The sequence below is a fragment of the Flaviaestuariibacter amylovorans genome, assembly GCF_039541815.1.
Lineage (GTDB): Bacteria > Bacteroidota > Bacteroidia > Chitinophagales > Chitinophagaceae > Flavisolibacter > Flavisolibacter amylovorans.
On record NZ_BAABGY010000007.1, the window covers coordinates 25,825 to 49,041 of the forward strand.

A 23,217-nucleotide genomic window follows, 5' to 3' on the forward strand; every position below is an offset into this window, starting at 1 on the left:
TTGAAAACACCCATATGAGAAAGCTCCGACACTATACGACCCTTGTACTGCTAACCGGTGTGCTGGGAACCGCGCAGGCGCAGGACATCCACTTCTCGCAGTTCTACGAAACGCCGCTGTTCCGCAACCCGGCACTCGCAGGCATCGTGAACGGCGATTACCGCGTGCAGGCCGTATACCGCTCGCAATGGAACAGCATCTCCAACGCATACAAGACCATCTCGGCCAATGCCGAATACAAGCTGCAGGTGGGCGGCGGCGACAACTATGCAACGCTGGGCATGCAGCTGTTTCATGACGAGGCCGGATCCAGCGGCATGAAGACGACGCACGTGCTTCCCGCGATCAACTTTCATAAGTCGATCTCGGGCACCCGCAACCTGTATCTCTCCGCCGGCTTTATGGGGGGTGTAGTGCAGCGCACGATCGACCGCAGCAAGATCACTACGAACAACACCTACGACAACGGCACCGATGGCGAGAACCTGGCCACCAACGGCTATCGCTACTTCGACGGCAGCGCCGGCCTCAGCCTCAACGGCGACTTCGGCGAGAATGCCGACAACAGCTTCCTGATCGGCGCCGCCATGCACCACCTCACCCGCCCGAAGAATTCGTTCTACCGCAGTGCCGCCATCGAGATCAAGCCGAAGTATGTGATCAGCGGCGCCGTGAAACTGGGAATGACCGAGAATACCAACGTGGTCTTCCACGGTGATTATACGATGCAGGACAACTTCCGCGAGATCATCGCCGGCCTCCTGTACAGTATCAAGTTCGGTCCCGATTTCGAGACGCCGGACGTGGCCCTCTCTGCCGGCGGCTTCCTGCGCCTCAACGACGCCCTTATTCCTACTGTTAAGCTCGATTACAAGGGACTTTCGATGGGACTGAGCTACGACGTGAACATCTCGAAGCTCAAGACCTCGAGCTACGGCCAGGGCGGGTTCGAGCTCTCGCTCACCTTCGTCGGCTTCACGCAGCGCGACAACTCCTCGCTCAATGCCATGCACTGCCCGCGATTTTGATACGTGAATCGTGAATCCGCGATGCGCGGCTCCAAGAACGGATGCCTTTGGCATCCGTTCTTTCGTTGACTGGCGTCAGCATTCACGATTGACGATTCACGATGTCCGGCGTCCGCCTTCACGATTGACGATTCACGCCTCACGATCTTCGATCTCCCGCACCATCACGTAATCATTTTTGATAAAGCCGTTACCGCTGTCGATGTCTTCGCTGCGAAGGATCCGGAAGCCCAGGTGCTCGTAGAAGCCGACGGCCGCATTGCTCCGGTTGACGCGCAGGCGCAGCTCGCTTGCCCCTTCGTCGGCGGCCTGGCGCAGCGCGCCCTCGAGCAGTGCGCGTCCCGCACCCCGGCCCTGGTGGCCCGGCAGCACGTACAGCTTGTAAAGCTGGAAGCGGTCTTCGTCGAGCGCGCCATAGGCGGCAAAGCCCACCGGGAGGCCGGCATTGCTGACCAGCAGGAAGCGGTGTCCCTCCTTCATTTGTTGCAGCAAGGCGGTGGTGCTGTACCCGGTGTCGAGGAGTTGCGCGATCTGTGCCTCCGGAAGAAAGCCTCCGAATGCATCGGGCCCTGTGTCGCGGGCCAACGCTTCGATCATGGGCAGGTCGCGCTCGTCGGCCACGCGGAGGGTCAGCGCCGGGTCGGATACGAACAGCTGCCGGGAGGTATGCCGGTGTTGCCGGAAGAGGCGGCGGCTGAGGCGCAGTGCCACGAACAGCGAATAGATGGCGCCGGTAAGCAGGAGCGCTTCCGATACATACTGCGTCAGCCAGCGGTTCTCGGTGAGGAGGATGAAGGCATCGTAGCAGCCGTGAAAGAGCACGGCACGCCCGAGGCCTGCGCGCAGCAACGCCCCGCAGCGTGCGGGCTCGAAGCGGGCAAGGCCTACGTAATAGCCCATGATGGCCGCAAAGCAGGCATGGGCCGGCACACTTGTGAGTGAGCGCCCCAGCAGCACGTCGGCGCCGTGGATCCAGGTGTAGGCCACGTTCTCGATGGTGGCGAAGCCCATGCTCACCATGACGCTGTAGATGATGCCGTCGAGCGGCTCGTCGAAGGAAGGGAGGCGGAAGCAGAAGTAGCGCAGCACGAGAAACTTGAGGGCTTCTTCTACCAGCGCGATGGCAAAGAACGACTGCAGGAGGATACCCGCCACATCGGCGGCCAGCAGGGAGGAGGCGCCTTTCTCGATGAAGTAGGCGGGCAGCGTCAAGGCCGCGCCCAGGGCAAAGCTCGCCACCAGGTAGCGCACCGGCTCAGGGTTGTGCACGTCGCGGCTGAACACATAAAGACAGATCGCCAGTCCTGGCGCCGCGGCCAGAGCTAACAGCAGCATACACTCATTTGAAACGAAGATAGGCAGGGGGATCGCAGATCTCGGATGTAGGATCTAAGATCTAACGTGTCAGGTTTTTAACACCAGATCTCAGATCTGAGATCACCGATCTGAGATCTCTGTCCGGGGCATGTTTCTTGCAATCTTCCTATCTTTTCTCTATGAACTTCCGACTGGCTCTTTCTTCTTCCTTGTTGCTGCTTTCCGGAACCCTCGGGGCCCAGCAATTTGGCGGCTTTCCGCCGGCTACGCGCTGGCAGCAGATCAACACCGACACCGCACGCATCATCTTCACGGCACCGGCGGCGCCCCAGGCCCAGCGGGTGGCCTCCATCCTGCACCGGCTTGCCGCAACGCCCAGCGGCCTCGGCCCCTCGCTGCAGAAGATCAACGTCGTGCTCCACGGCAACACCACGCTTGCCAACGGCTACGTCGGACTTGCCCCGTGGCGTAGCGAGTTCTACCTGATTCCCGGCGCCAACATCTTCGACTTCGGAAACCTTCCCTGGCACGAGCAGCTCGCCATCCACGAGTACCGTCACGTGCAGCAATACAACAACATGAACCGCGGCCTGAGCCGCGCGTCGGGCGTGCTGCTGGGGCAGGAGGGAAGGGCCCTCGCCAATGCCCTCTCCGTGCCCGACTGGTTCTTCGAAGGCGACGCCGTATATGCCGAAACGGTGCTCACGCCCGGCGGGCGCGGGCGCATGCCGTATTTCTTCAACGGCTTCAACGCACTCTGGAAAGGCGGCCGCAACTATAGCTGGATGAAGCTCCGGAACGGCTCGTACAAAGACTTTGTGCCCAACCACTACCCACTGGGCTACCTGCTGGTGAACTACGGCTACCAGAAATACGGTGCCGACTTCTGGGGTAAGGTGGTGCGCGACGCCAGCGCCTTCAAAGGCCTGTTCTATCCCTTCCAGAAAGCGGTGCAGCGCCATTCGGGCGTCTCGTTCAAACAGTTTCGCACCGAAGCGCTCGCCTCCTACCGGCACGAGGTAAGCCGGCGCCGCGACGAGCTGAACGACCGTACCGTGGTTACCAACTTTTACTTCCCGCAGGCCATCGGCACCGATTCGATGCTGTACCTCAAAGACAGCTACCGATCCATCCCTGCCTTTTACCTGCGTACCCCGGCAGGAGAACGGCGGATCGCGCTTTCGTCGATCAGCAACGAGGAGTGGCTGAACTACCGCAACGGCACCGTGGCCTACACCGCCTACAGCACGCATCCCCGCTGGTCGCTCGTCAACTACAGCGACATCGTGCTGCTCGACGTGGCTACCGGCCGAGAGCACCGCATCACCCGGAAGCAAAAATATTTTACCCCGTCGCTGTCGCCCTTCGACAGCACCCTGGTGGCGGTGAACATCAACGATTCGTTACAAAGCGAGCTGCACCTCCTGTCGCGCGAGGGCAAGCTGCTGCTGCGCCGGCAGACGCCGGCCCGCGCCTTTTTCATTCACCCGCAGTTCGTAGACCGGAAGACGATCGTGCTCGCCATCCGGCATGCCAATGCAAAAGTGACCCTCAATACCTTCGATACCGAGACGCTGAAATTCACGCAGCTGCTGCCACCTACCAACGCGGTGATCGGGTTCTTCTACCCGGCAGGCGACAAGGTGTACTTCACGGCATCGCTCAACGGCACCGACGATCTGTACGAGATCTCGCTCGCCACGCGTGCCGTGAACCGGCTCACCACGGGTGGCGTCGGCCATTATTTCCCGAGCGTGCGCGACAGCGTGCTCACCTGGTCGCAGTTCTCCACGATGGGCTTCCGGATGACGCATGCCGCGCTCGACTCGCTGCCGCGCATTGAAGTGCCCATCGGGCAATGGGGCCTGGAGCAGGAGCCCTTCGCCGTGGCCGGTGCCGACAGTGCCGTACAAATACTGGATGCACCGGTGGAAGCAAGGCCCGTTACCCGGTACAAGGGCGCCACCGGCCTCGTGAACCCGCACAGCTGGCGGCCCTATTACCAGGACCCCGAGTTCACCTTCTCGGTGTACAGCGATAACGTACTCAATACCCTCAGCGGCGAATTGTTCTACCGCTACAACCAGAACGAGGATGCCCACGGCGCCGGTATCAACCTCGCGTACGGAGGACTGTTCCCGGTACTCACTGCCGGTGCCGAGCACACCTTCGAACGCACGGTGCGCCTGCCCAACCGGACCTTTACCCTGAGCAGCACCGACCTGCGCCTCGGTTATTATGTTCCCCTGAATTTTTCGCAGGGCAAAACGCTCAAGTCGCTGCGGTTCGGTAGCGATGTGGTGGTCAACCAAACCCGGCCTACAGGTGCCACCAAGTTGTTTTACCAGGGTTTCTCGGCAACGTACCTCAGTCATACGGTAAGCTGGGCCCAACAGCTGCCCCAGGCCCGGCAGCATATCTACCCGCGCCTCGGCTACTTCATCAGCGGCAACTACCGCCACCGCCTCGACGAGCCGGGCTACCAGTTCCTCGCGAGCTCGTCGCTGTACCTGCCGGGCATCATGCGCAACCACAGCCTGGTGCTTTCGGGCTCCTTCCAGCAGGTGGATACCAACAACGTCCTCTTCTCGAACCGGTTTGCCAACAGCCGTGGCTATACCGACTTTTTCAATTCGCGGATGTGGCGCTACTCGGGCAACTACCATTTCCCGATCCTGAATCCCGATCGCGGGTTGGCCAATATCGTGTACCTGCTCCGCGTGCGCGGTAACCTATTTTACGACATGAGCCGGTTCTACTCCGACGACAAGACCCGCACCGTAGACCTGCGCTCCGCCGGCGGCGAGCTCTACCTCGATACCAAATGGTGGAACTCCTACCCGGTGACCCTGACCTTCCGCTACAGCTACCTCATCGACGCGCGCCGCGTCGGCAACGTCAACCAGCATGTATTCGAGTTTCTCTTCCCGGTGAACCTCATACCGAGATGATCTCAGATCGGTGATCTCGGATCTGTGATCTTTCGGTACGGAAAGCGTAGATCTCAGATCTGAGATCATAGATCTTTAGATTATCCTTCCTTGGTGCTTGTGGATGCGCGCGATGTGCGGCTTCAGGCACTGGCGGAGCGTGAGCTTTACGACTTCGCCCATGGTGCGGCAGCGTAGGAATTGCGGGTTGTCGAAATGCTGGCCGAGCTGCTCGCGCAGCTGACGACGTTTCTCATCGGTGGAAATCGTATCGCCCGACATGATGGTAAGCAGCTCGAGGAGGCGGCGGCGCTCCACGCTCACGCGGAAGGCCATCAGCGTGCGCTCCTCGGCCTGGTATTGCGCGATGCTTTCCGGGTTCAGGTGCTGCAACGCGAGCTCCACCAATGGGTAGTTCTCCTTGAAGAATTGCGGGAAATACAGGTTCTTCCGGCCCTCGTAGGATTGCTGGTCGAAGTCGATGGCGCGGATGCGGTACTGGTAGTCCTCGATATCGGGGGTTACGTTCACCACGAAATTGTAGCTCCGCATATCGCCCAGCAGGCGCACGAAGCAGCGCTCGTTGAACTTCACGAATTCTTTCGCCAGCCGGATTTTGTTGGTTTCCGGCAGCTCGAGGTGCTGTTGGATGAATACGTCGCCCGGCAGGCCCGGAATGTGCTCCTCGATGAGCGTATCGTTGCCGGTGAGGAAGGTGATGCGGTTGGGCGAGAGGATGTGCTCCAACTCGAGTCCGTACACGCGCGAGGCGTCCTCCTTTTTAATGTAATAATGGTCGTAGTTGTCGTTGAAGCGGTTGACGATGCGGATGCGGAACGGGTTGGAGTTGCCGAAGGTGCAATAGTCGATCCGCGCTACATCAAGGTGCTTCGTAAAGGTATAGTCGCCCTCCGTTTTCAGGATGGCGTACACCTGGATGAGGCTTTCGCGCAGGTATTCCCAGTCGCGCATATCGTAGGAAGCCTTCTCCCAGAGCGTATCGCGGCCCTGCTTGTCTTTGAGCGGGATGGAGTAGGAAATGTTGAGCAGGTCGTTGTACGCGATGGGCAGGGCGATCTCGCGACCGTGCTGCCGCAGGTAGTTCCGCAGGTTCTTGTTGATCGGGAAGAACGGCTTCTTGCGGGAGGGCTTGTCGGATTCGAGCTGCATGGGCCCAATTTAGTCGATACCCGCGATCGCCGTGCGCAGGTTCCGGAAATAAGGCGGCGTATGCAGGAGGCGACTGCCGTACCAGCTGAACAGCTCCCCGTCGACGAGGGCGACGGCAGCACCGGGCACCGCTTGCAATAATTCCTCTACGTGCTTTTCGGCGAAGGGATACGGCTCTGATGACAGCAGGATGACGTCGCAGCCCTGCAGGTCTTCGATCGATACCTCGGGATAGCGCCCCCGGTCGGCGAAGGCATTCTCCACGCCGAGATAGCCGAGCATGTGGTGGATGAAGGTGTCGTGCCCTACCGACATGTAGGGGTCTTTCCAGATCAGGTAACCGGCCCGCTTCTTCGGCCCTTGTACCGGCTCCAGTCGGTCGAACCGGCCGCGGATCTTCCGGGCGATGATCTCCGCTTCCCTTGCACGGTGCACGAGGGCGCCGATGGAACGGATCATGTCGAGTGCATCGTCCAGCGTTTCGATGTCGGACACCCAGGTAGCGTAGTCCTGCGCCAGCGCTTCCACCTGCTCCCGCACATTCTCCTCCTTGTTGGCGAGCACCAGGTCGGGCTGCAGGGCGGCCACGCGGTCGGCATGCACGGTCTTGGTGCCGCCCACCCGCGTCTTGCCCCGGAACCATTCGTCGGGATGGATGCAGAACTTGGTGATGCCGGCCACTTCGTCCCGGAGCCCGAGGTCGTACAGCAATTCGGTCTGGGAAGGCACGAGCGACACAATGCGCTGCGGTGGGTGCGGCAGGGAAAGGGGGCGGCCAAAGGGGTCGTAAAGCGGACGCATGGCCGCAAGATATCGACGCTACGTTGCGGAACGGGCAAAAAAAAGCCCCCGACAAAATCGTCGGGGGCTTTTGGTATCACCAACCTCATGTTGTAGGGAATCAAAATAACAACAGGAGGGTACTACTCCTTTTAGATGGCTTTCTAGGGAATCGGAAGTTGGTGACGTGAATCACATTTTCTTGGTGGAAGTCATAGGCAGTGGTTGTTCGGATACGGATTACAAACGGGCTGCTTTCAAAGGATTGGATCTGGTTTTTCGTTGGACTGGATCAGGACGGTTTTCAAAGGATGGATCTGGTTTTTCTTCGGACTGGATTCTGGTTGGATTTTCTAAGGATTGGATCTGGCTTTTCGGTTGGATTGGATCAGGACGGTTTTACTTAGGATTGGACAGGTTTTTCATCAATTACGAAAATGGATTCAACTTGGATTTATCGATAGGATCGGATTTTCAAAGATCTTTTCCGGGATGCCGGTTATTTTTTCCAAACGGCCGTTTGCTTCCCGGTAACAACACAAAAGTAGCGGTAGCGGGTAGCGCGCACAAGTGCAAAAACGCCCTTTTTCGCAACTTCGGTTATTACCATCCGGCTCGTAAGCTTCCAGTTATCGCGTAGGAAAAATACGAGGGTGCAGTTTGCGGACTTTACGAGGTGTAGCGGTAGAAACACAACTGCGCCGTAGCCGTACATTTTCAGCGAATCCCGCGCCTGGAGCCGCTTTTTACCGGTCCGGAAACGAAAAAGCCGCCCGAAGGCGGCCTTATTCCGAGTCAGGTGCTTCAGGCGAGGGCCTGCAACACATCATATTTTGTTACGATCTGGTAATTTCCGCTCTCGTCTTTCGCCAGCACGGCGCCCTGCTCCTTGGAGATGAGGGAGCCGATCTTTTCCACCGGCGTATCGAGGGCCACTTCGGCCAGCGGGCCTTCCATCACCTGCTCTACCTTATGGGTGCGGATGTCGGGGTTAGCGAACACCTTCTGGAACAGTCCGTTCTCGGAGATGGAGCCCACCAGGGCGCCGGAGGCATCGGCTACCGGGATGTGCTCGATGTCATACTTCTTCATCAGCTCCACAGCGGCCGACACGGGTTCGGTGGCTTCGATGGTGATGAGGCGCTGGCGGCCGCGGGCGCTCACAAGGTCCTTGAAGGTCTTCACCTCAAAGAAGCCGCGCTCGGCCATCCACTGGTCGTTGTAGATCTTGCCTACGTAGCGGCTGCCGTGGTCGCACAGCAGCACCACCACAACGTCGGTCGGCTTCAGCTTGTCTTTAAGACGCATGAGGCCGGCCATTACGGAGCCGGAGCTGTAGCCGCAGAAGAGGCCTTCTTCCTTGGCGAGTTTGCGGGCCCACACCGCGCCTTCCTTATCCGACACCTGCTCGAAATGATCGATCACGCTCATATCGTAGTTGCCGGGAACGAAGTCTTCGCCGAAACCCTCGGAGATATACGGATGCACCTCGTTCATGTCGACCTCGCCGGTGCGGTAGTACTTGGTCAGGAGCGAGCCTTCCACGTCGATGGCCCACACCTGGATATCCTTGTTCTGCTCCTTCAGGTACATCGCGGTACCGGTGATGGTGCCGCCTGTACCCGCGGTGGTGAGGAAGTGCGTGATGGTGCCGTCGGTCTGCTCCCATAGCTCGGGGCCGGTGGTTTCGTAGTGGCCGAGGCGGTTGGCGAGGTTGTCGTATTGATTGAAGTGGAACGAGTTCGGGATCTCCCTGGCGAGGCGGGCGGCCACGGAATAATAGGAGCGGGGATCGTCGGGCTCCACGTTGGTGGGGCACACGATCACTTCGGCGTTGAGGGCGCGCAGGATGTCGACCTTCGACTGCGACTGCTTGTCGGTGGTGACGAAGATGCACTTGTAGCCCTTTACGATGGCGCCCAGGGCGAGGCCCATGCCGGTATTGCCGGAGGTGCCTTCGATGAGGGTAGCGCCGGGCTTGATGCGGCCTTCGGCCTCGGCCACCTCGATCATCTTGAGGGCCATGCGGTCCTTGGTGGAGTTGCCGGGGTTGAAATACTCGACCTTGGCAAGCACGGTGCAGGGGAGGTCCTTCACGATGCGGTTGAGGCGCACAAGCGGTGTATTGCCGATGGTCTCCAGTATGTTGTTCTTTACATCCATATAGCGGTTTGAGGGCGCAAGGTACGATTTTGGAAAGGTTTGGAAGGCGCGTTTTACCGACCGCCCCGGCCCACGCTGCCGGCAATACACATGATCGCCTTTTGTCAGGCGTTGCCCGGCGCACTTACGGATGGGGATAAGCGCAGCTCGTCGGTTCGCCGCTGCAGCCCCGCCTGCCGCGCCCGGAAAAGGGGTGAAGATGCAACAGGTCCGACCGGCCGCACCGAAGCTGCGCATTCTGCTAAAGCGCACTTGCGGCTTGGTAGGGTAATTGTTGCCCGAACCCCGAACCAATTATTTCCAACAAACAAAAACGAGTATGAAAAAGATCTTGCTGTCTGCAGGTATCGCCATCGCCCTGATCAGCTGCGCCGACAATGGCCAGGGAAATAACGCGAGCACAGACTCCACAACGAACACGACGACCACAACCACGGGCACCGACACAACCGGCGCGTCGGGCACCGGCACCGGCACGATGCCCGGTGGCGACACGATGTCGGGCGGCACCGGAACAGGTACGGGTACCGGCACCGGAACAGGAACCGGAACAGGCACTGGTACCGGCACGGGTACTTCCGGTAGCGGTACCGGCACGGGCACATCTGGTTCCGGCACTGGTACTTCCGGATCCGGTACGGGTACTTCGGGCTCCGGTACGGGCACGGGCACCGGCACTTCGGGTGGCGGCACCACGGGCGGCGGTACCACCGGTGGTGGCACTACTCCTTCGGGCGGTGGTCGCTAAGCTTTCCGCACCGCCCGCTCCGCGCGGTTCCGGCGCAAAAAAAGCCCCCGACGATCTTGTCGGGGGCTTTTTCCTTTTGGTCAGGATAGCCGCTCGAGCCGCTCGCGGCTCTTCCGGGCCAGGAACCGCTCCAGCAACAGGAGGCCCAGCAGCACATTTACCATAAGGAACCCGTTGACGAAGTCGTTGCTCCAGATGCGGCTGAAGTCGGTCTTGGGAAGCTCAAGGCCGAGCGGGTTGCTGCTGCCGGCGGGCGCCGCCCAGTTGATCATCCCGATCGCATAAACCAGGAAGCCGACGAGCAACACGCCGAAGAAGGCGGCGATGCCCCAGATGATGCGCTTGTTGATATAGTTGCGGGTGGAAGGTGCGATCTGCTCGCGGGCAATGGCCTCCATGACGTTGCGGGTGAAGCGCATCGGCGGCTCCTCGAGTTCGAGGTCTGCGCTGAGCAGCCGGTTGAGCTCCAGCAGCTCGGCATATTGAGCGCGCCAGGCGCTGTTTTCGCGGATGAGCCGATCGATGGCGCTTCGCTCTTCGTCGCTCCCGCCCCCGTCGATATAGGACCAGAGGCGCTCTTCCATTTCCATCCCGTTGTCCATAGCTCTTTCGTTTTAATGTTCCTGAATATCGCGCACCTCCGCCGCAAAGTGCGTCTCCATTTTCTCCTTCAGCCGCGTGCGGGCGCGGTGCAGCTTTACCTTGGCGTTATTGGCCGTGATGCCCATGACCGACGCGATCTCGTCGAGGCTCTGCTCGCCCTTGTAAAAAAGCGTGAGGATCTGGGCGTCGTCAGGGGCCAGCAGGCGGATCGCTGCGTTTACCATCCCGGCCCTCGATTTTTGCTCCACCGTATCGGCCCTCATCCCGCCGTCGAGGTTGTCGGCACGCGCATAAACGGCCTCGTCGTCGAGCGACTGCGTGTCCACCCGCTTTTTCCGGAGCCAGGTGAGCGCGCTCGTGGTGGCCACCGTATACAGCCAGGTGCTGAATTTCGAAGCCCCCTTGAAGTCGGCGAGCGACCGGTAGGCCTTCACGAACACATCCTGGGCCACTTCCTCAGCGTCTTCGCGGCTCTTGACATACCGGAGCACGACGGTAAACACGAAGCCCTGGTAGCGCTCCACGAGTCCGGCATAAGCGCCGGAATCGCCGCGGAGCACCTGCCCGATGATCGCTATATCAGCCGTTTCGGTGTGCATTCAGTGGGTAAGACTACCGCCGGAAGGCAGGAGTTACAGGCGAAGGTAAATTTTTGGGAAGGTTTAGACGGTTTAGAGGTTGGTTCAGGAATGCCTGACCTCCTAAACCTTCTAAACCTCCTAAACCTTCTAAACCTCCTAAACCCCTAAACCTTCCTGAACCCCGGAACCCGTACTTTTGTCCCCCTATGTCAGAAGAAAAATCCCTGAATTTCATCGAGGAGATCATCGAGAAGGACCTGAAGGAAGGTAAATACAAGAGCATCGTCACCCGCTTCCCGCCGGAGCCGAACGGCTACCTGCACATCGGTCATGCCACGAGCATCTGCCTCAACTTCGGCCTCACGCAGAAATACCCGGGCTATACCAACCTCCGTTTCGACGATACCAACCCCACCACCGAGGAGACCGAGTACGTAGACTCCATCAAGGAAGACGTGAAGTGGCTCGGCGTGGAGTGGAAGAACGAGGTGTATGCGTCCGACTACTTCGAGCAGCTCTACGAATATGCCGTTACCCTGATCAAAAAGGGCTATGCGTACGTCGACGACCTCACCTCCGAGCAGATCGCCGCCACCAAGGGATCCCATACCGAGCCGGGTAAGAACAGCCCGCACCGCGACCGCTCCATCGAGGAGAACCTGCAGCTTTTTGCCGACATGCGTGCCGGGAAATACAAGGACGGCGATAAGGTGCTGCGCGCGAAGATCGATATGGCGCACCCGAACCTGCTGATGCGCGACCCGCTGATGTACCGCATCAAGCACGCGCACCACCACCGCACCGGCGACGCCTGGTGCATCTACCCGATGTACGATTTCGCGCACGGGCAGAGCGATTCTATCGAGAACGTGACGCATTCCATCTGCACGCTGGAATTCGTGCCGCACCGTGAGCTGTACGACTGGTTCATCGATAAGCTGGAGATCTTCCCCTCGCACCAGTACGAGTTTGCACGCCGCAACCTGACCTATACCGTAATGAGCAAGCGCAAGCTGAAGCAGCTCGTGGAAGAAAAGCATGTCGACGGCTGGGACGATCCCAGGATGCCCACCATCTCCGGCATGCGCCGCCGCGGCTACACCCCCGAGGCCTTCCGCGACTTCTGCGACCGCGTGGGCATCGCCAAGCGCGAGAACCTGATCGACGTAGGCCTGCTGGAATTCTGCGTGCGCGAGCACCTCAACAAGATCGCGCTGCGCCGCATGGTGGTGTTCGACCCGCTGAAAGTGGTGATCACCAACTACCCGGAAGGCAACGGTCCGGAGCTGCTGCAAGGGGAAGACAACCCGGAGGACCCGAACAGCCCGACACGCGAGCTGCCCTTCACCCGCGAGCTCTTCATCGAGCGCGACGACTTCCTCGAGAATCCGCCCAAGAAATACTTCCGCCTGTTCCCCGGCGGCATGGTGCGCCTCAAGTTCGCGTATATCATCAAGTGCGAAGACGTAGTGAAAGATGCTGACGGCAACATCACCGAGCTGCACTGCACCTATATTCCCGAAAGCCGTAGCGGCTCCGACACGTCGGGCATCAACGTAAAGGGCACGCTGCACTGGGTATCGGCAACCAACAACATCACCGCCGAAGTGCGCCTCTACGACCGCCTGTTCAAAGTCGAAGACCCGTCGAGCGAAGAAGGCGATTTCAAGGACTACATCAACGAGGCCTCCCTCGAGGTGCTGTCGACGGTATATGCCGAGCCCGCGCTCAAGAACGCGCGCATCAACGAGCGCTACCAGTTTCTCCGCAAGGGCTACTTCACCCTCGACAATAAGGACACCTACGGGCGCCTTGTCTTTAACCGCACCGTCGGCTTAAAAGACGCCTGGGCAAAAGAGCAAAAAAAGGTATAACGTGCTAATGGGGTAATGTGCTAATGGGGTAATGGCAAAGGCCCGGATCGCGTAGCGATCCGGGCCTTTTGCTTGAGGGTAAAGCTCTGGGCGAGGTGTGAAATAGAAAAGTATCACCAGCCTAAGTTCCCCCTTCGGGGGACAGGGGGCCGGGTCATTTTTTTATGAACACATACGGGTCCTGCTCGGCATATTCGTTTTGCCTGGTGGTCACTGATTTCACCTTGCCTTTGATGGCGTCGAACTTGATGGCGAAGATCCCGAACTCGATATTGTTGTATTCCATCAGCCACTCGTCGTTGTCCATGTAGGTAAGGCTCGCGCGCAGGTCGTCGTGGTTGAGAAACCGGATCTGGAGCCCGCTGCCTTCATTGGTGATGCGGATATTGCCGTACAGCGGGTTCTGGTAGGTGCCGGTGTACTCGGCGATCGGAAGCGGAGGAACAACGCCTTTTACCCGGGCGCGCCAGCCGGCGATCTCTTTCAGCTGTCCGTCCATATCGCGTCGGAACGAGGGCAGGAACTGCTGGCTCCGGTTGACCCAAGGCACGCCGAGATACGCGTCAAGCACCTGGTAGCGCAGGGCCTCGAAGAAATTCTGGTTGTCGTTGTTGGTGAGGATGGCGATGCCAAGCCGCTCTTCGGGCACGAAGCACACGTTGCTGACCATACCGCCGGCGCCGCCGGTATGCCAGTATACCTGCCGGCCGTTGTAGTCGGTGGCGAAAAGTCCGAGGCCATAGCCGCGGAAATGCGTCGGGAAGGCCCCGGAGCGCCGGCTCCCGGTCATGATGTTGACGTCGCGGGTTTTTTGCAGCACCGCGAAGGGCAACACCTGCTTGCCGTTGACGCGGCCGCTGTCGAGCTGGAGGCGCAGCCACTGGGCCAGGTCTTCCACGTTGCTCACCATGCTGGCGGCAGGGGCGAGGTTATTCCAGTTGTCGTAGGGAACGCGCTGCAGGGTGCCGGTAAAAGAGCTCGTGTAGGGCGCCGATACGTTTGGCTGCTTGTCGATGCCGGTCGAGAGCATGAGCGTTTGCTTCATGCCGGCAGGGAGCACGATGGAGTCGCGTACGAAGTCTTCCCAGCTGCGGCCGGTAACGCGGGGTACTACTTCGCCGGCGGTCAGGAAGCAGCTGTTGCAGTACCCGTAGTCCTGCCGGAACTGGCCCGAAGGCTTCAGCAGCCGCATCCGCCGGATCACCTCCTCGCGCGAGAGCTTCGAGTTCCAGAAGGTGAAATCGCCCTGGAAGGTCTTGGTGCCGATGCGGTGCGCCAGCAGGTCGCGAAAGGTGACGAGCTGCGCCGAGATCGGGTCGTACAGCCGGTAATCGGGAAAGTATTTCGAGACCGGGTCGTCGATGCGCAGCTTGCCGCGCTGCTCGAGGAGCGCCAGCGCCGTTCCGGTAAAGAGCTTCGTGTTGCTCGCGATCATGAAGAGCGTTTGCGCGTCCACGGGTTGGCGTGTTTCGATATTGCGCACGCCATAGCCTTTTTGCAGCACCACGCGTCCGTCTTTCACGATCACCACGGCCAGGCCGGGAATGTCCCAGTCCTTGAGGCCCTGCTGCACATAGCGGTCGAAAGAGTCGGAGACGAAGGCGGGCGCCTGGGCGCCGGCGGTGCTGCCCAGGGTCAACAGGGAACAGAAAGCAATGATCTTTTTCATCAGGTGGGTTATGGACCGTAAAATACGGGAATTCCCTATTTGAGGCGGGCCGCCATATTGCTGAGCGGCAACTTGCGGTGGCGCGCCTGATCGTACGCCGTGGTATAGCCCGGCCGTAGCTGGCATAAGATTTTCAGGTTAAAGGCATTCCTCACCAACAAAAAGTTTATGAAACAAAAGCTTCTCTTGCCGGCCCTCATCGCGGCGATCGCGTTCACGTCCTGTAACGGCGACGGTGCCTCCAGCAACGGCAGCACGGACACGACGGTCAGCACCACCACCACCAACAGCACCGATACGGGCAGCACGTCTACCGGTCCTGGTACTTCGAATGCCGGCGCCACCACCACTACCGGCACGCCGCTCAACGAGGCCGACCAGGCCTTCGTACGCAAGGCGGCCATGGGCGGCACCATGGAAGTGCAGGCCGGCCAGGTAGCCCAGCAGAACGGTCAGCACGAGCGCGTGAAGGCATTTGCTTCGATGATGGTCAACGACCACACGAACGCCAACAACGAGCTGAAGCAGCTGGCCACGTCGCGCGGCCTCATGCTCACCGACTCGGTAGACGCGAAGATGCAGCAGCACATGACGGCCATGCAGAAGATGCAGGGCAAGGCATTCGATAAGCACTATATGGACATGATGGTGAACGACCACAGCAAGACCATCGCCGACTTCGAGAAAGCCGCCAGCGGCGCCAACGATCCCGACCTGAAGGCCTGGGCCGCCAAGATGCTGCCCGCGCTGAAGATGCACAAGGACAGCGCCACTGCCATCAACAAAGCGATCAAGTAGTTTTTGGTTTTGGAAATAGAGTTCAGAAAAGACGCGCCCTGTGGCGCGTCTTTTTCGTGAGCGGGTGAGCGCGTGAGTGGATGCGCGGGTGAGCACTGGTACGGTACTCGATTGCACCGGCCGAACAGCACGTCGCGAAGCTTTGTGACGGAGCAGGTAACATTATCCGAACCTTTCCTTCAGTAACACCGCCCGGCGCACTCTGGTAAGTCTCCCGCTGTGAACGACCCTTACCAATAAACCAATAGACAAGTAAACCAATAAACGCGCGCAGCGCTACTCACGATCCCCGGTACTCCCCGTACACCCCGCGCAGCACGTCGGCGATCTCGCCGAGGGTCGCGTAGGCTTCCACCGATTCAATGACGGCGGGCATCAGGTTCGTTCCGTCAGTCGCACATTGGCGCACGCGCTCGAGGCAGCCCGCTACCGCCACCGCATTGCGGCGCGCGCGCAGCGTGCGCAGCTTTTCTGATTGCATTTCGCGGATCGAGTCGTCGATGCGAAACCCCGGCACCGGAGATTCTTTGTCGACCGTGAACTTGTTGACGCCCACGATGATCTTCTCGCCGCTTTCGATGCCGCGCTGGTAGTCGTAAGCGCTACGCGCGATGGCTTCCTGGATGAAGCCCTGCTCGATGGCCGGCACCGATCCACCGAGCGCATCGATCTGCCCGATCAGCTCCCAGGCCTTGCCTTCGACTTCGTCGGTGAGTGCTTCCACGAAGTAGGAGCCCGCCAGTGGATCTACGGTATCGGGGGCGCCGCTCTCAAAGGCCACCACCTGCTGCGTGCGCAGCGCGATGCGGGCCGCTTCCTCGGTAGGCAGGCTCAGCGCCTCGTCGTAGCCGTTGGTGTGCAGCGACTGTGTGCCGCCCAGTACGGCGGCCAGCGTTTGGATGGTGACGCGCGAGATATTGTTCAGCGGCTGCTGCGCGGTGAGGGTGGAGCCCCCTGTTTGTGTATGGAAGCGCAGCATCATGGCCTTGGGGTCGGTGGCGCCGAGGTCCTTCATCATGCGGGCCCACATGCGGCGTGCAGCGCGGAACTTGGCCACTTCCTCAAAGAGGTTGTTGTGCGCGTTGAAGAAGAAGGAGAGCCGCTTGCCGAATACGTTGATGTCGAGGCCTTTCGCGAGGGCGGCCTGCACGTAGGCCTTGCCATTGGAAAGGGTAAACGCGATCTCCTGCACGGCGGTGGAGCCTGCCTCGCGGATGTGGTAGCCGGAGATCGAAATCGTGTTCCATTTCGGGAGCTCCTTGCTGCACCACTCGAAGATGTCGGTGATGATGCGCATCGAGGGCTTCGGCGGGTAGATATAGGTGCCGCGGGCGGCGTACTCCTTGAGAATGTCGTTCTGGATCGTTCCCGAGATCTTTTTGAGGTCGGCGCCCTGGCGCTTGGCCTGCGCTACGTAGAAGGAGAGGAGGATATAGGCCGTGGCGTTGATGGTCATGGACGTGGATACCTCTTCGAGCCTGATACCGTCGAAGAGGATACCGATGTCTTCGAGCGAGTCGATGGCTACGCCCACCTTGCCTACTTCGCCTTCCGCCAGCGCGTGGTCGGAGTCGTAGCCGATCTGCGTGGGCAGGTCGAAGGCCACGGAAAGGCCCATCACGCCCTGCGAGAGCAGGTAGTGGTAGCGTTTGTTGCTTTCCTCGGCCGTGGAGAAACCAGCATACTGCCGCATCGTCCAGAGCTTGCCGCGGTACATATCGGGCTGCACGCCGCGGGTGAACGGAAATTCCCCCGGCGGCTCCGTGAGGGGAGAGGGGCGGTCCTGTTGCGTATAGAGCGGCTTTATCTCGATGCCGGAGTCGGTGTGGAGGGGCTTCATTCGTGAATCGTCAATCGTGAATCGTGAATAGGCGCACCTGTCACGATGGATGTAGTTTCGAACTCCCCTCTCCTTTGGAGTGGGGCTGGGGGCGAGGTCACCGCATGATCCGCTTCGCTTCGTCGTTCAGGGTTTCGAGTGCGGCGCTGTGGAGGGCTTTGCCTTCCTGCCCGATCAGCACCTCGAGCAGCTGCTTGTTAAGCTCGGAGGCGCGGGCCGTGGGCGCGAGCACGTTGGAAACCTGGTTAATGACGAGCATGTTCTGGTCGCGGAGGCTGCGCACGGCGTCCCAGGCGGCGGCCGATACATAGATCTGCTGGGACGCATTGTAGTCGAATTCCTGCTTGATATTTTCGATCAGCACATAGCGCATCTCCTGGGCGCTGAGGTCGGCTGCGGCGGTGCGGCTGATGAGGGCGGGCAGCGAGATCCGCTCGCACAGGATCACGAGGCGCTCGTAGGCCTGGAGTTGCAGGGGCAGCAACTGGCTGTTGTGCGCCGGTACAGCGGCGGGGGGTGCCGGGGCCGACTTGCGGAAGAGCGCTACGAGCGCTACGGCGAGTGCCACGGCGGCTACCAGCAGCGAAACGGTTGACATATCCATATCCATAGGCGTCAAAAATAAAGAAGATGTCAAACTACTGCCATTATTTAACGGCCTGATGGTGGCTCCCGCATACCGTTTGTACCTTTACCGTATGGAAACGACGACCCTTTCACCGGTAACCTTTACCGAAAGCGCAACTTCCGAATTGCGCCGCCTCATGGCCGAGCCCGGCTTCGACAGCAGCAAGCCGCTGCGGATCGGCGTCAAGGGCGGTGGCTGCTCGGGCCTTTCCTATGTGCTTGAGTTTGACGACCGTAAGGACAACGATGCGTCCTACGAGGTAGGCGGTATCCCCTTCATCATGGACCGCTCGCATGAGCTTTATCTCTTTGGTGTGGAAGTGCACTGGGAGAACGGCCTCAACAACCGCGGCTTTATCTTCCGCAACCCCAACGCCTCCAATACCTGCGGCTGCGGTAGCTCGTTTGCGGTCTGAGTTCGGGAATCGGCAATCGCTAATCGGCAATGCTTTTGCAATGAATAAAAAATCCCTGGCAGCGCCAGGGATTTCTTATTGCCGATTAGCGATTGCCGATTCCCGGCTAGAATTTAAACCCGATAAAAAAGCTCAGCACGCGGTGCTTGTTGGCGTCGTCGGCGGAAGAGTTGGCGCCGGATTGCAGCTTGGCAAGGCCGAGGCCGTAGTTGACGCCGATCACGGTAGTGCTGCCTTCGAAGCCCGCGGTGCCGTTGAAGCCATAATCGAAGCGGCGCAGCACCCCAAGACCGGTGCCCTCTTCCTGGTTGAAGGTGGTCGGGTCGTCATTGGAGAACTGGATGCTGCGCTTGCCATTGACGCCTACGAGCGCGCTTCCTTCCGTGGTGACCTTGCCGGCAATGCCGACGGCTGCATAGGGCCCGGCACCCACAAAAAAGCGGCTGCTGGCCCCGAGCGGAAGCTTGGCCACGAGGTTCACCGGTACTTCGATATAGAAAGGGTTGAGGCGCTGGCGGAAATACCCCACCTGCCCCGGCTCGCGGTACTGCACCTGCGCGCCCTTGCCGGTAAACACGATGCCGGGCTGGAGGGCAATAAGGCTCGTGCCGAGTTTCCAGTTGCCGATAAGGCCCACCTGGAAAGATGTAAGGGAAGAGCCACGGTCGACGCGGCCGTCGGAAGTGGTGGAAACGTTGGCTAAGTTTACGCCGCCCCGGATCTGCTGGGCGCGCGTGCCTCCGGGTGCTGCCAGCAGGATTGCGGCGAGCAGGCCGGGGAGCAAGGTCAGATTTTTCATACGCCGAATTTGCGCAGCTCTGCTGCAAATGTTTTGCCAAAGGGCGGGCCCCGGCATTTCTGTCGGGGCCCGAACGTTTTGTAGCAGCATGGCTTCAGCCTGAATCATCCCGCGGGGGCTGATACGTGCCGGCAAGGACGTGGTTCTTCACGGCACGATTAACAGGTCGCAACAGGTATTGGATCGATAGGACTAATTTAAAGAAAAATCGGAATTTTCAAACAAGCCCGGCTTCGGGTTGTGGCACATCCCCTGCGGCCAGAGGCGGCAGGATTACCTGTCAGACTTTTGACATCAGAGAATCAGGAACGGGTTATCGTAATTGAACCCCGCCTTCTTGCTTTTTCCGTTAGCTTTCGTGAATCGGTTGCGGAACCAGTTGAACATCTTTGACAGCATAACACATACATTTAAAAGTTAACGAAAAGGCTGATTTTCAGAGGGTAGGTGCTTGTGCAAACTCCAGGCCAAAGGGTGGTGGTGGCTATGTGTTCAAAGTAACTTCCAACAAGTTAGGAAATCTTCCCGTACAACGAACAGCAGGGTTTAGATTTTTTTTAGGGATTTTTTGGCACCGGCAGGGCTGGAGCGCTTTAACGGCAATGCCTGTATGAAAAGTGCCGGGCACAAGCCCGGCACTTTTATCTGGAGATCTCTGATCGGTGATCTCAGATCTAGCTCTGAGATCAAAAGATCTGAGTTCTGACATCGGCTTAGTAGTCCATACCACCCATGCCCGGCATACCGGCAGGAGCGCCGGCGGCAGACTTCGGCTCGGGCTTGTCGGCCACCACGCATTCCGTGGTCAGCAGCATACCGGCGATGGAAGCGGCGTTCTCGAGGGCAATGCGGCTCACCTTCGTCGGGTCGATGACACCGGCGGCGATGAGGTTCTCGTATTGCTCGGTGCGGGCGTTGAAACCGAAGTCACCTTTGCCTTCGCGCACCTTGTTCACCACTACGGAGCCTTCGATGCCGCCGTTGGTCACGATCTGGCGCAGGGGCTCTTCGAGCGAGCGGCGGATGATCTGAACACCCGTGGCCTCGTCGCCGTTGAGGGTCTCGATATTGTTCAGGCTCTCGATGGCGCGCACATAGGCCACACCACCACCCGGAACGATGCCTTCTTCAACGGCAGCGCGGGTAGCGTGCAGGGCGTCGTCCACGCGGTCCTTCTTCTCTTTCATTTCCACTTCCGTGGCGGCACCTACGTGCAGCACGGCCACACCGCCGCTCAGCTTGGCGAGGCGCTCCTGGAGCTTCTCACGGTCGTAGTCGGAGGTCGTGTTCTCGATCTGGGCGCGGATCTGGTTGATGCGGCCGGTGATGGCTTCTTTCTCGCCAACGCCACCAACGATCGTGGTGTTGTCCTTATCCACCACTACGCGCTCGGCGCGGCCGAGGTAGGTGAGGTCGGCGTTCTCGAGCTTGTAGCCCTGCTCTTCGGAGATCACGATACCCTTGGTAAGCACGGCGATGTCCTGGAGCATTTCCTTGCGGCGGTCGCCGAAGCCCGGGGCCTTCACGGCAGCGATCTTCAGGGTGCCGCGCAGCTTGTTCACCACGAGGGTAGCGAGGGCTTCGCCTTCGAGGTCCTCGGCGATGATCAGCAGGGGAGCGCCTTGCTGGGCCACCTTCTCGAGGATGGGGAGGATGTCCTTCATCGAAGACACCTTCTTGTCGTAGATCATGATGTAGGGGCGGTCGAGCTCAGCCTGCATCTTCTCGGAGTTCGTAACGAAGTAGGGGGAGATGTAGCCGCGGTCGAACTGCATCCCTTCCACCACGTCCACCGTGGTCTCGATGCCTTTGGCTTCCTCGATGGTGATCACACCGTCCTTGGAAACCTTGGCCATCGCCTCGGCGATCAGCTTGCCGATCTCGGAGTCGTTGTTGGCAGAGATCGTAGCTACCTGCTCGATCTTCTGGTTGTCGTTGCCTACGGTCTGGGATTGCTCCTTCAGGTTGGCAACAACGGCCTTCACGGCCTTTTCGATACCGCGCTTCAGGTCCATGGGGTTGGCACCGGCGGCTACGTTCTTGAGGCCTTCGGTGATGATGGCCTGGGCGAGCACGGTAGCGGTAGTGGTACCGTCACCGGCGATGTCGGCGGTCTTGGAGGCCACTTCCTTCACCATCTGGGCACCCATGTTCTCGATGGCGTCCTCGAGCTCGATCTCTTTGGCTACGGACACACCGTCCTTGGTTACGGCGGGGGCGCCGAATTTCTTCTCGATCACCACGTTGCGGCCTTTCGGACCGAGGGTGACCTTTACGGCGTTGGCCAGTACGTCCACGCCGCGCTTCATCTTATTACGGGCATCAGTTTCGAAAAACAGTTGTTTTGCCATTGTGATTTCAATTAAAAATTAAAAATTCAAAATTCAAAAGCGCTTGAGCACGCATTCTGACCCTAAGGTTTTTTGTTTTTTGACTTTTGCCTTTTGACTTCGTCAGAAAGGCGGGTCAGCATTAAACGATCGCCAGGATATCGCTCTCGCGCATGATCAGGAAGTCGGCGCCTTCGATCGAGATCTCCGTACCGGCGTATTTGCCATAAAGCACGGTGTCGCCTTCTTTCACGGTGACGGGCTCGTCCTTCTTGCCGGGACCGGCCGCTACCACTACGCCGCGCATGGGCTTTTCCTTGGCGGTGTCGGGGATGATGATACCACCAGCCGTTTTTTCTTCAGCGGCGGCGGGTTTCACGATCACTCTGTCGTGCAGGGGGGTGACATTCACTTTGTTCGACATATGAATTTTGGTTTAAGTTAGAAGATAGAAGGGCCGCAAGGTACGCGGAATTGCTTCGCCTGCGGTGCGCATCCCTGATCGAATAATGTGCCACCACCCGGAACCCGAAATTTTTGCAGTTTCTGTCGGCCCCGCCTGTCAAAAGCCTGTTAAAGCTGTCAGGTTCTGGCAATTCTGTCAGGTCTCCAGCTCAGCCTGATGGGCGTGGCGCACCAGTCCGATCACCATGCGCTGGCTTGAATCCGGGGGCGTTTGCTCCTTTCCCGCATTGGCCGAAAGATCCGGGCCGGTTCGAAAAAGCCGCGGAAACGGCTGGTCGGATTGCACGTCTTCCGGAACAAGACTTCAAACCCCAATCGTCAAACTCCAAACGCCTTTTCCGGAATGTCTGTAACATTGCGGCGATGAAGCAGCATGAACTGACGCAGGCCGACCGGTCATGGCGGGAAGCCTGGGAGGACCGGCCTTTCCGGAAGCGCCTGATCGTGGCCGTCGTGCTGATGCTCGGGGTGCTCGCCGCCCTGCCGCCTTTTTTCCAGGTCATCGAGGCGCGGGGCGGCCGCCATATCCAGGACCCCCTTCTGAAGTACCTTGGCCCCGCCGATGTATCGGTACCGATCTTCGCCTGCATCTGGGGCGTGGTACTCCTGGGGATCCGCCGGGCCGTCAAAAGCCCCCGGTTCGTGTACCTGTTCCTGGGAAGCTACGTGCCCCTGACCCTCCTGCGTATGGCCACCATTTATATGACCAGCCTGGAGCCGCCCGAAGGGCTTATTCCCCTGGTGGATCCCATTGCCAACCGGTTTTACGGCGAGGAATTCGTGACCCGGGACCTGTTCTTTTCCGGGCACACGGCTACAGTGTTTTTGTTTGCCTATTGTTTGCCGGAAAAGTGGGAGCGCTGGCTTGCCGCGGCGGCCGGAACGGCGGTGGGGGTGCTGGTGCTGGTGCAGCATGTGCACTACAGCATTGATGTGCTTGCAGCGCCCTTCCTTACGTATTTATGCTATTTCGCCGCGAAAAAGGTCTTGTTTGACTAAAAACCTTTGGTCAAGAGCATAAAAATGCGTTTTTTTATCGCCGATAGAATGGGAATCCCTGCCCTTTTGTTTAAGGGAAA

General features: G+C 59.4%; 19 protein-coding genes. 7 read left to right on the top strand and 12 right to left on the bottom strand.

The annotated features are described in order from the left end of the window. The first annotated feature begins 14 nt into the window (after positions 1–14). Entirely contained in the window at positions 15–1,028 is a 1,014-nt protein-coding gene (locus ABD937_RS08470) for a PorP/SprF family type IX secretion system membrane protein (RefSeq protein WP_345255066.1), read from the top strand. 132 nt (positions 1,029–1,160) lie between these two features. Here the strand turns inward: ABD937_RS08470 and ABD937_RS08475 are convergent, their stop codons facing one another. Continuing rightward, the gene (locus tag ABD937_RS08475; protein WP_345255067.1) at positions 1,161–2,363 is read right to left on the bottom strand and encodes a GNAT family N-acetyltransferase; all 1,203 of its coding nucleotides are present in this window, start codon (positions 2,361–2,363) and stop codon (positions 1,161–1,163) included. A gap of 161 nt (positions 2,364–2,524) precedes the next feature. Here ABD937_RS08475 and ABD937_RS08480 point away from each other — a divergent pair, with 161 nt between their 5' ends. Further along, complete coding sequence (locus tag ABD937_RS08480) at positions 2,525–5,296, top strand: TolB family protein (protein ID WP_345255068.1); 2,772 nt, start codon at positions 2,525–2,527, stop codon at positions 5,294–5,296. Between the two features lie 75 nt (positions 5,297–5,371). Here ABD937_RS08480 and ABD937_RS08485 read toward each other — a convergent pair whose 3' ends face one another. The 3 genes from ABD937_RS08485 to ABD937_RS08495 all read right to left on the bottom strand — a co-directional run bounded on the left by ABD937_RS08485 (position 5,372) and on the right by ABD937_RS08495 (position 9,388). Beyond that, positions 5,372–6,445 (bottom strand): hypothetical protein, encoded by a 1,074-nt coding sequence (locus tag ABD937_RS08485; RefSeq protein WP_345255070.1) that lies wholly within the window; start codon positions 6,443–6,445, stop codon positions 5,372–5,374. A 9-nt stretch (positions 6,446–6,454) separates the two neighbouring features. Beyond that, the gene (locus ABD937_RS08490) at positions 6,455–7,246 is read right to left on the bottom strand and encodes a helical backbone metal receptor (protein ID WP_345255072.1); all 792 of its coding nucleotides are present in this window, start codon (positions 7,244–7,246) and stop codon (positions 6,455–6,457) included. Between the two features lie 783 nt (positions 7,247–8,029). Further along, positions 8,030–9,388 carry a pyridoxal-phosphate dependent enzyme gene (locus tag ABD937_RS08495; protein ID WP_345255073.1) on the bottom strand — a complete coding sequence of 453 codons (1,359 nt, stop codon included), beginning with the start codon at positions 9,386–9,388 and terminating at the stop codon, positions 8,030–8,032. Between the two features lie 319 nt (positions 9,389–9,707). Between ABD937_RS08495 and ABD937_RS08500 the strand changes: the two genes are divergently transcribed. After that, positions 9,708–10,136 (top strand): hypothetical protein, encoded by a 429-nt coding sequence (locus ABD937_RS08500; RefSeq protein WP_345255074.1) that lies wholly within the window; start codon positions 9,708–9,710, stop codon positions 10,134–10,136. Between the two features lie 80 nt (positions 10,137–10,216). On the opposite strand, the gene ABD937_RS08505 is transcribed toward ABD937_RS08500, so the two are convergent. Together ABD937_RS08505 and ABD937_RS08510 are read right to left on the bottom strand one after the other, a co-directional pair. Beyond that, the gene (locus ABD937_RS08505) at positions 10,217–10,738 is read right to left on the bottom strand and encodes an anti-sigma factor family protein (protein ID WP_345255076.1); all 522 of its coding nucleotides are present in this window, start codon (positions 10,736–10,738) and stop codon (positions 10,217–10,219) included. A 12-nt stretch (positions 10,739–10,750) separates the two neighbouring features. Beyond that, a complete protein-coding gene (locus ABD937_RS08510) occupies positions 10,751–11,338 on the bottom strand; it encodes an RNA polymerase sigma factor (RefSeq protein ID WP_345255078.1) in 588 nt (195 codons plus the stop codon). 188 nt (positions 11,339–11,526) lie between these two features. On the opposite strand from ABD937_RS08510, the gene ABD937_RS08515 reads away from it, so the two are divergent. Further along, positions 11,527–13,194 carry a glutamine--tRNA ligase/YqeY domain fusion protein gene (locus tag ABD937_RS08515; RefSeq protein WP_345255080.1) on the top strand — a complete coding sequence of 556 codons (1,668 nt, stop codon included), beginning with the start codon at positions 11,527–11,529 and terminating at the stop codon, positions 13,192–13,194. A 154-nt stretch (positions 13,195–13,348) separates the two neighbouring features. Here ABD937_RS08515 and ABD937_RS08520 read toward each other — a convergent pair whose 3' ends face one another. Beyond that, a complete protein-coding gene (locus tag ABD937_RS08520) occupies positions 13,349–14,863 on the bottom strand; it encodes a serine hydrolase (RefSeq protein ID WP_345255082.1) in 1,515 nt (504 codons plus the stop codon). A gap of 168 nt (positions 14,864–15,031) precedes the next feature. Between ABD937_RS08520 and ABD937_RS08525 the strand changes: the two genes are divergently transcribed. After that, positions 15,032–15,661, top strand: coding sequence for a DUF4142 domain-containing protein (locus tag ABD937_RS08525; RefSeq protein WP_345255084.1), 630 nt, complete (start codon positions 15,032–15,034; stop codon positions 15,659–15,661). 280 nt (positions 15,662–15,941) lie between these two features. Here the strand turns inward: ABD937_RS08525 and ABD937_RS08530 are convergent, their stop codons facing one another. Both ABD937_RS08530 and ABD937_RS08535 read right to left on the bottom strand, forming a co-directional pair. Then, entirely contained in the window at positions 15,942–17,501 is a 1,560-nt protein-coding gene (locus ABD937_RS08530) for an acyl-CoA mutase large subunit family protein (RefSeq protein ID WP_345255085.1), read from the bottom strand. A 97-nt stretch (positions 17,502–17,598) separates the two neighbouring features. Beyond that, on the bottom strand, positions 17,599–18,105 hold the full coding sequence (locus ABD937_RS08535) for a DUF7935 family protein (protein ID WP_345255087.1): 507 nt from the start codon (positions 18,103–18,105) through the stop codon (positions 17,599–17,601). A gap of 94 nt (positions 18,106–18,199) precedes the next feature. On the opposite strand from ABD937_RS08535, the gene ABD937_RS08540 reads away from it, so the two are divergent. Next, positions 18,200–18,544, top strand: a complete 345-nt coding sequence (locus tag ABD937_RS08540; RefSeq protein ID WP_345255088.1) for a HesB/IscA family protein — start codon at positions 18,200–18,202, stop codon at positions 18,542–18,544. A gap of 106 nt (positions 18,545–18,650) precedes the next feature. On the opposite strand, the gene ABD937_RS08545 is transcribed toward ABD937_RS08540, so the two are convergent. The 3 genes from ABD937_RS08545 to ABD937_RS08555 form a co-directional block, all read right to left on the bottom strand. Then, on the bottom strand, positions 18,651–19,343 hold the full coding sequence (locus ABD937_RS08545; RefSeq protein ID WP_345255089.1) for an outer membrane beta-barrel protein: 693 nt from the start codon (positions 19,341–19,343) through the stop codon (positions 18,651–18,653). Positions 19,344–20,056: 713 nt separating this feature from the next. After that, positions 20,057–21,694 carry a chaperonin GroEL gene (gene groL, locus ABD937_RS08550; protein WP_345255090.1) on the bottom strand — a complete coding sequence of 546 codons (1,638 nt, stop codon included), beginning with the start codon at positions 21,692–21,694 and terminating at the stop codon, positions 20,057–20,059. A gap of 121 nt (positions 21,695–21,815) precedes the next feature. Further along, positions 21,816–22,097, bottom strand: a complete 282-nt coding sequence (locus ABD937_RS08555) for a co-chaperone GroES (protein ID WP_345255091.1) — start codon at positions 22,095–22,097, stop codon at positions 21,816–21,818. A 404-nt stretch (positions 22,098–22,501) separates the two neighbouring features. Between ABD937_RS08555 and ABD937_RS08560 the strand changes: the two genes are divergently transcribed. Next, positions 22,502–23,137 (top strand): phosphatase PAP2-related protein, encoded by a 636-nt coding sequence (locus ABD937_RS08560; RefSeq protein ID WP_345255092.1) that lies wholly within the window; start codon positions 22,502–22,504, stop codon positions 23,135–23,137. Positions 23,138–23,217: the final 80 nt, after the last annotated feature.

Coding starts and splice junctions, on each gene's coding strand:
- ABD937_RS08470 (WP_345255066.1), top strand. CDS start 15: ATGAGAAAGCTCCGACACTATACGACCCTTGTACTGCTAACCGGTGTG.
- ABD937_RS08475 (WP_345255067.1), bottom strand. CDS start 2,363: ATGCTGCTGTTAGCTCTGGCCGCGGCGCCAGGACTGGCGATCTGTCTT.
- ABD937_RS08480 (WP_345255068.1), top strand. CDS start 2,525: ATGAACTTCCGACTGGCTCTTTCTTCTTCCTTGTTGCTGCTTTCCGGA.
- ABD937_RS08485 (WP_345255070.1), bottom strand. CDS start 6,445: ATGCAGCTCGAATCCGACAAGCCCTCCCGCAAGAAGCCGTTCTTCCCG.
- ABD937_RS08490 (WP_345255072.1), bottom strand. CDS start 7,246: ATGCGTCCGCTTTACGACCCCTTTGGCCGCCCCCTTTCCCTGCCGCAC.
- ABD937_RS08495 (WP_345255073.1), bottom strand. CDS start 9,388: ATGGATGTAAAGAACAACATACTGGAGACCATCGGCAATACACCGCTT.
- ABD937_RS08500 (WP_345255074.1), top strand. CDS start 9,708: ATGAAAAAGATCTTGCTGTCTGCAGGTATCGCCATCGCCCTGATCAGC.
- ABD937_RS08505 (WP_345255076.1), bottom strand. CDS start 10,738: ATGGACAACGGGATGGAAATGGAAGAGCGCCTCTGGTCCTATATCGAC.
- ABD937_RS08510 (WP_345255078.1), bottom strand. CDS start 11,338: ATGCACACCGAAACGGCTGATATAGCGATCATCGGGCAGGTGCTCCGC.
- ABD937_RS08515 (WP_345255080.1), top strand. CDS start 11,527: ATGTCAGAAGAAAAATCCCTGAATTTCATCGAGGAGATCATCGAGAAG.
- ABD937_RS08520 (WP_345255082.1), bottom strand. CDS start 14,863: ATGAAAAAGATCATTGCTTTCTGTTCCCTGTTGACCCTGGGCAGCACC.
- ABD937_RS08525 (WP_345255084.1), top strand. CDS start 15,032: ATGAAACAAAAGCTTCTCTTGCCGGCCCTCATCGCGGCGATCGCGTTC.
- ABD937_RS08530 (WP_345255085.1), bottom strand. CDS start 17,501: ATGAAGCCCCTCCACACCGACTCCGGCATCGAGATAAAGCCGCTCTAT.
- ABD937_RS08535 (WP_345255087.1), bottom strand. CDS start 18,105: ATGGATATGTCAACCGTTTCGCTGCTGGTAGCCGCCGTGGCACTCGCC.
- ABD937_RS08540 (WP_345255088.1), top strand. CDS start 18,200: ATGGAAACGACGACCCTTTCACCGGTAACCTTTACCGAAAGCGCAACT.
- ABD937_RS08545 (WP_345255089.1), bottom strand. CDS start 19,343: ATGAAAAATCTGACCTTGCTCCCCGGCCTGCTCGCCGCAATCCTGCTG.
- groL (WP_345255090.1), bottom strand. CDS start 21,694: ATGGCAAAACAACTGTTTTTCGAAACTGATGCCCGTAATAAGATGAAG.
- ABD937_RS08555 (WP_345255091.1), bottom strand. CDS start 22,097: ATGTCGAACAAAGTGAATGTCACCCCCCTGCACGACAGAGTGATCGTG.
- ABD937_RS08560 (WP_345255092.1), top strand. CDS start 22,502: ATGAAGCAGCATGAACTGACGCAGGCCGACCGGTCATGGCGGGAAGCC.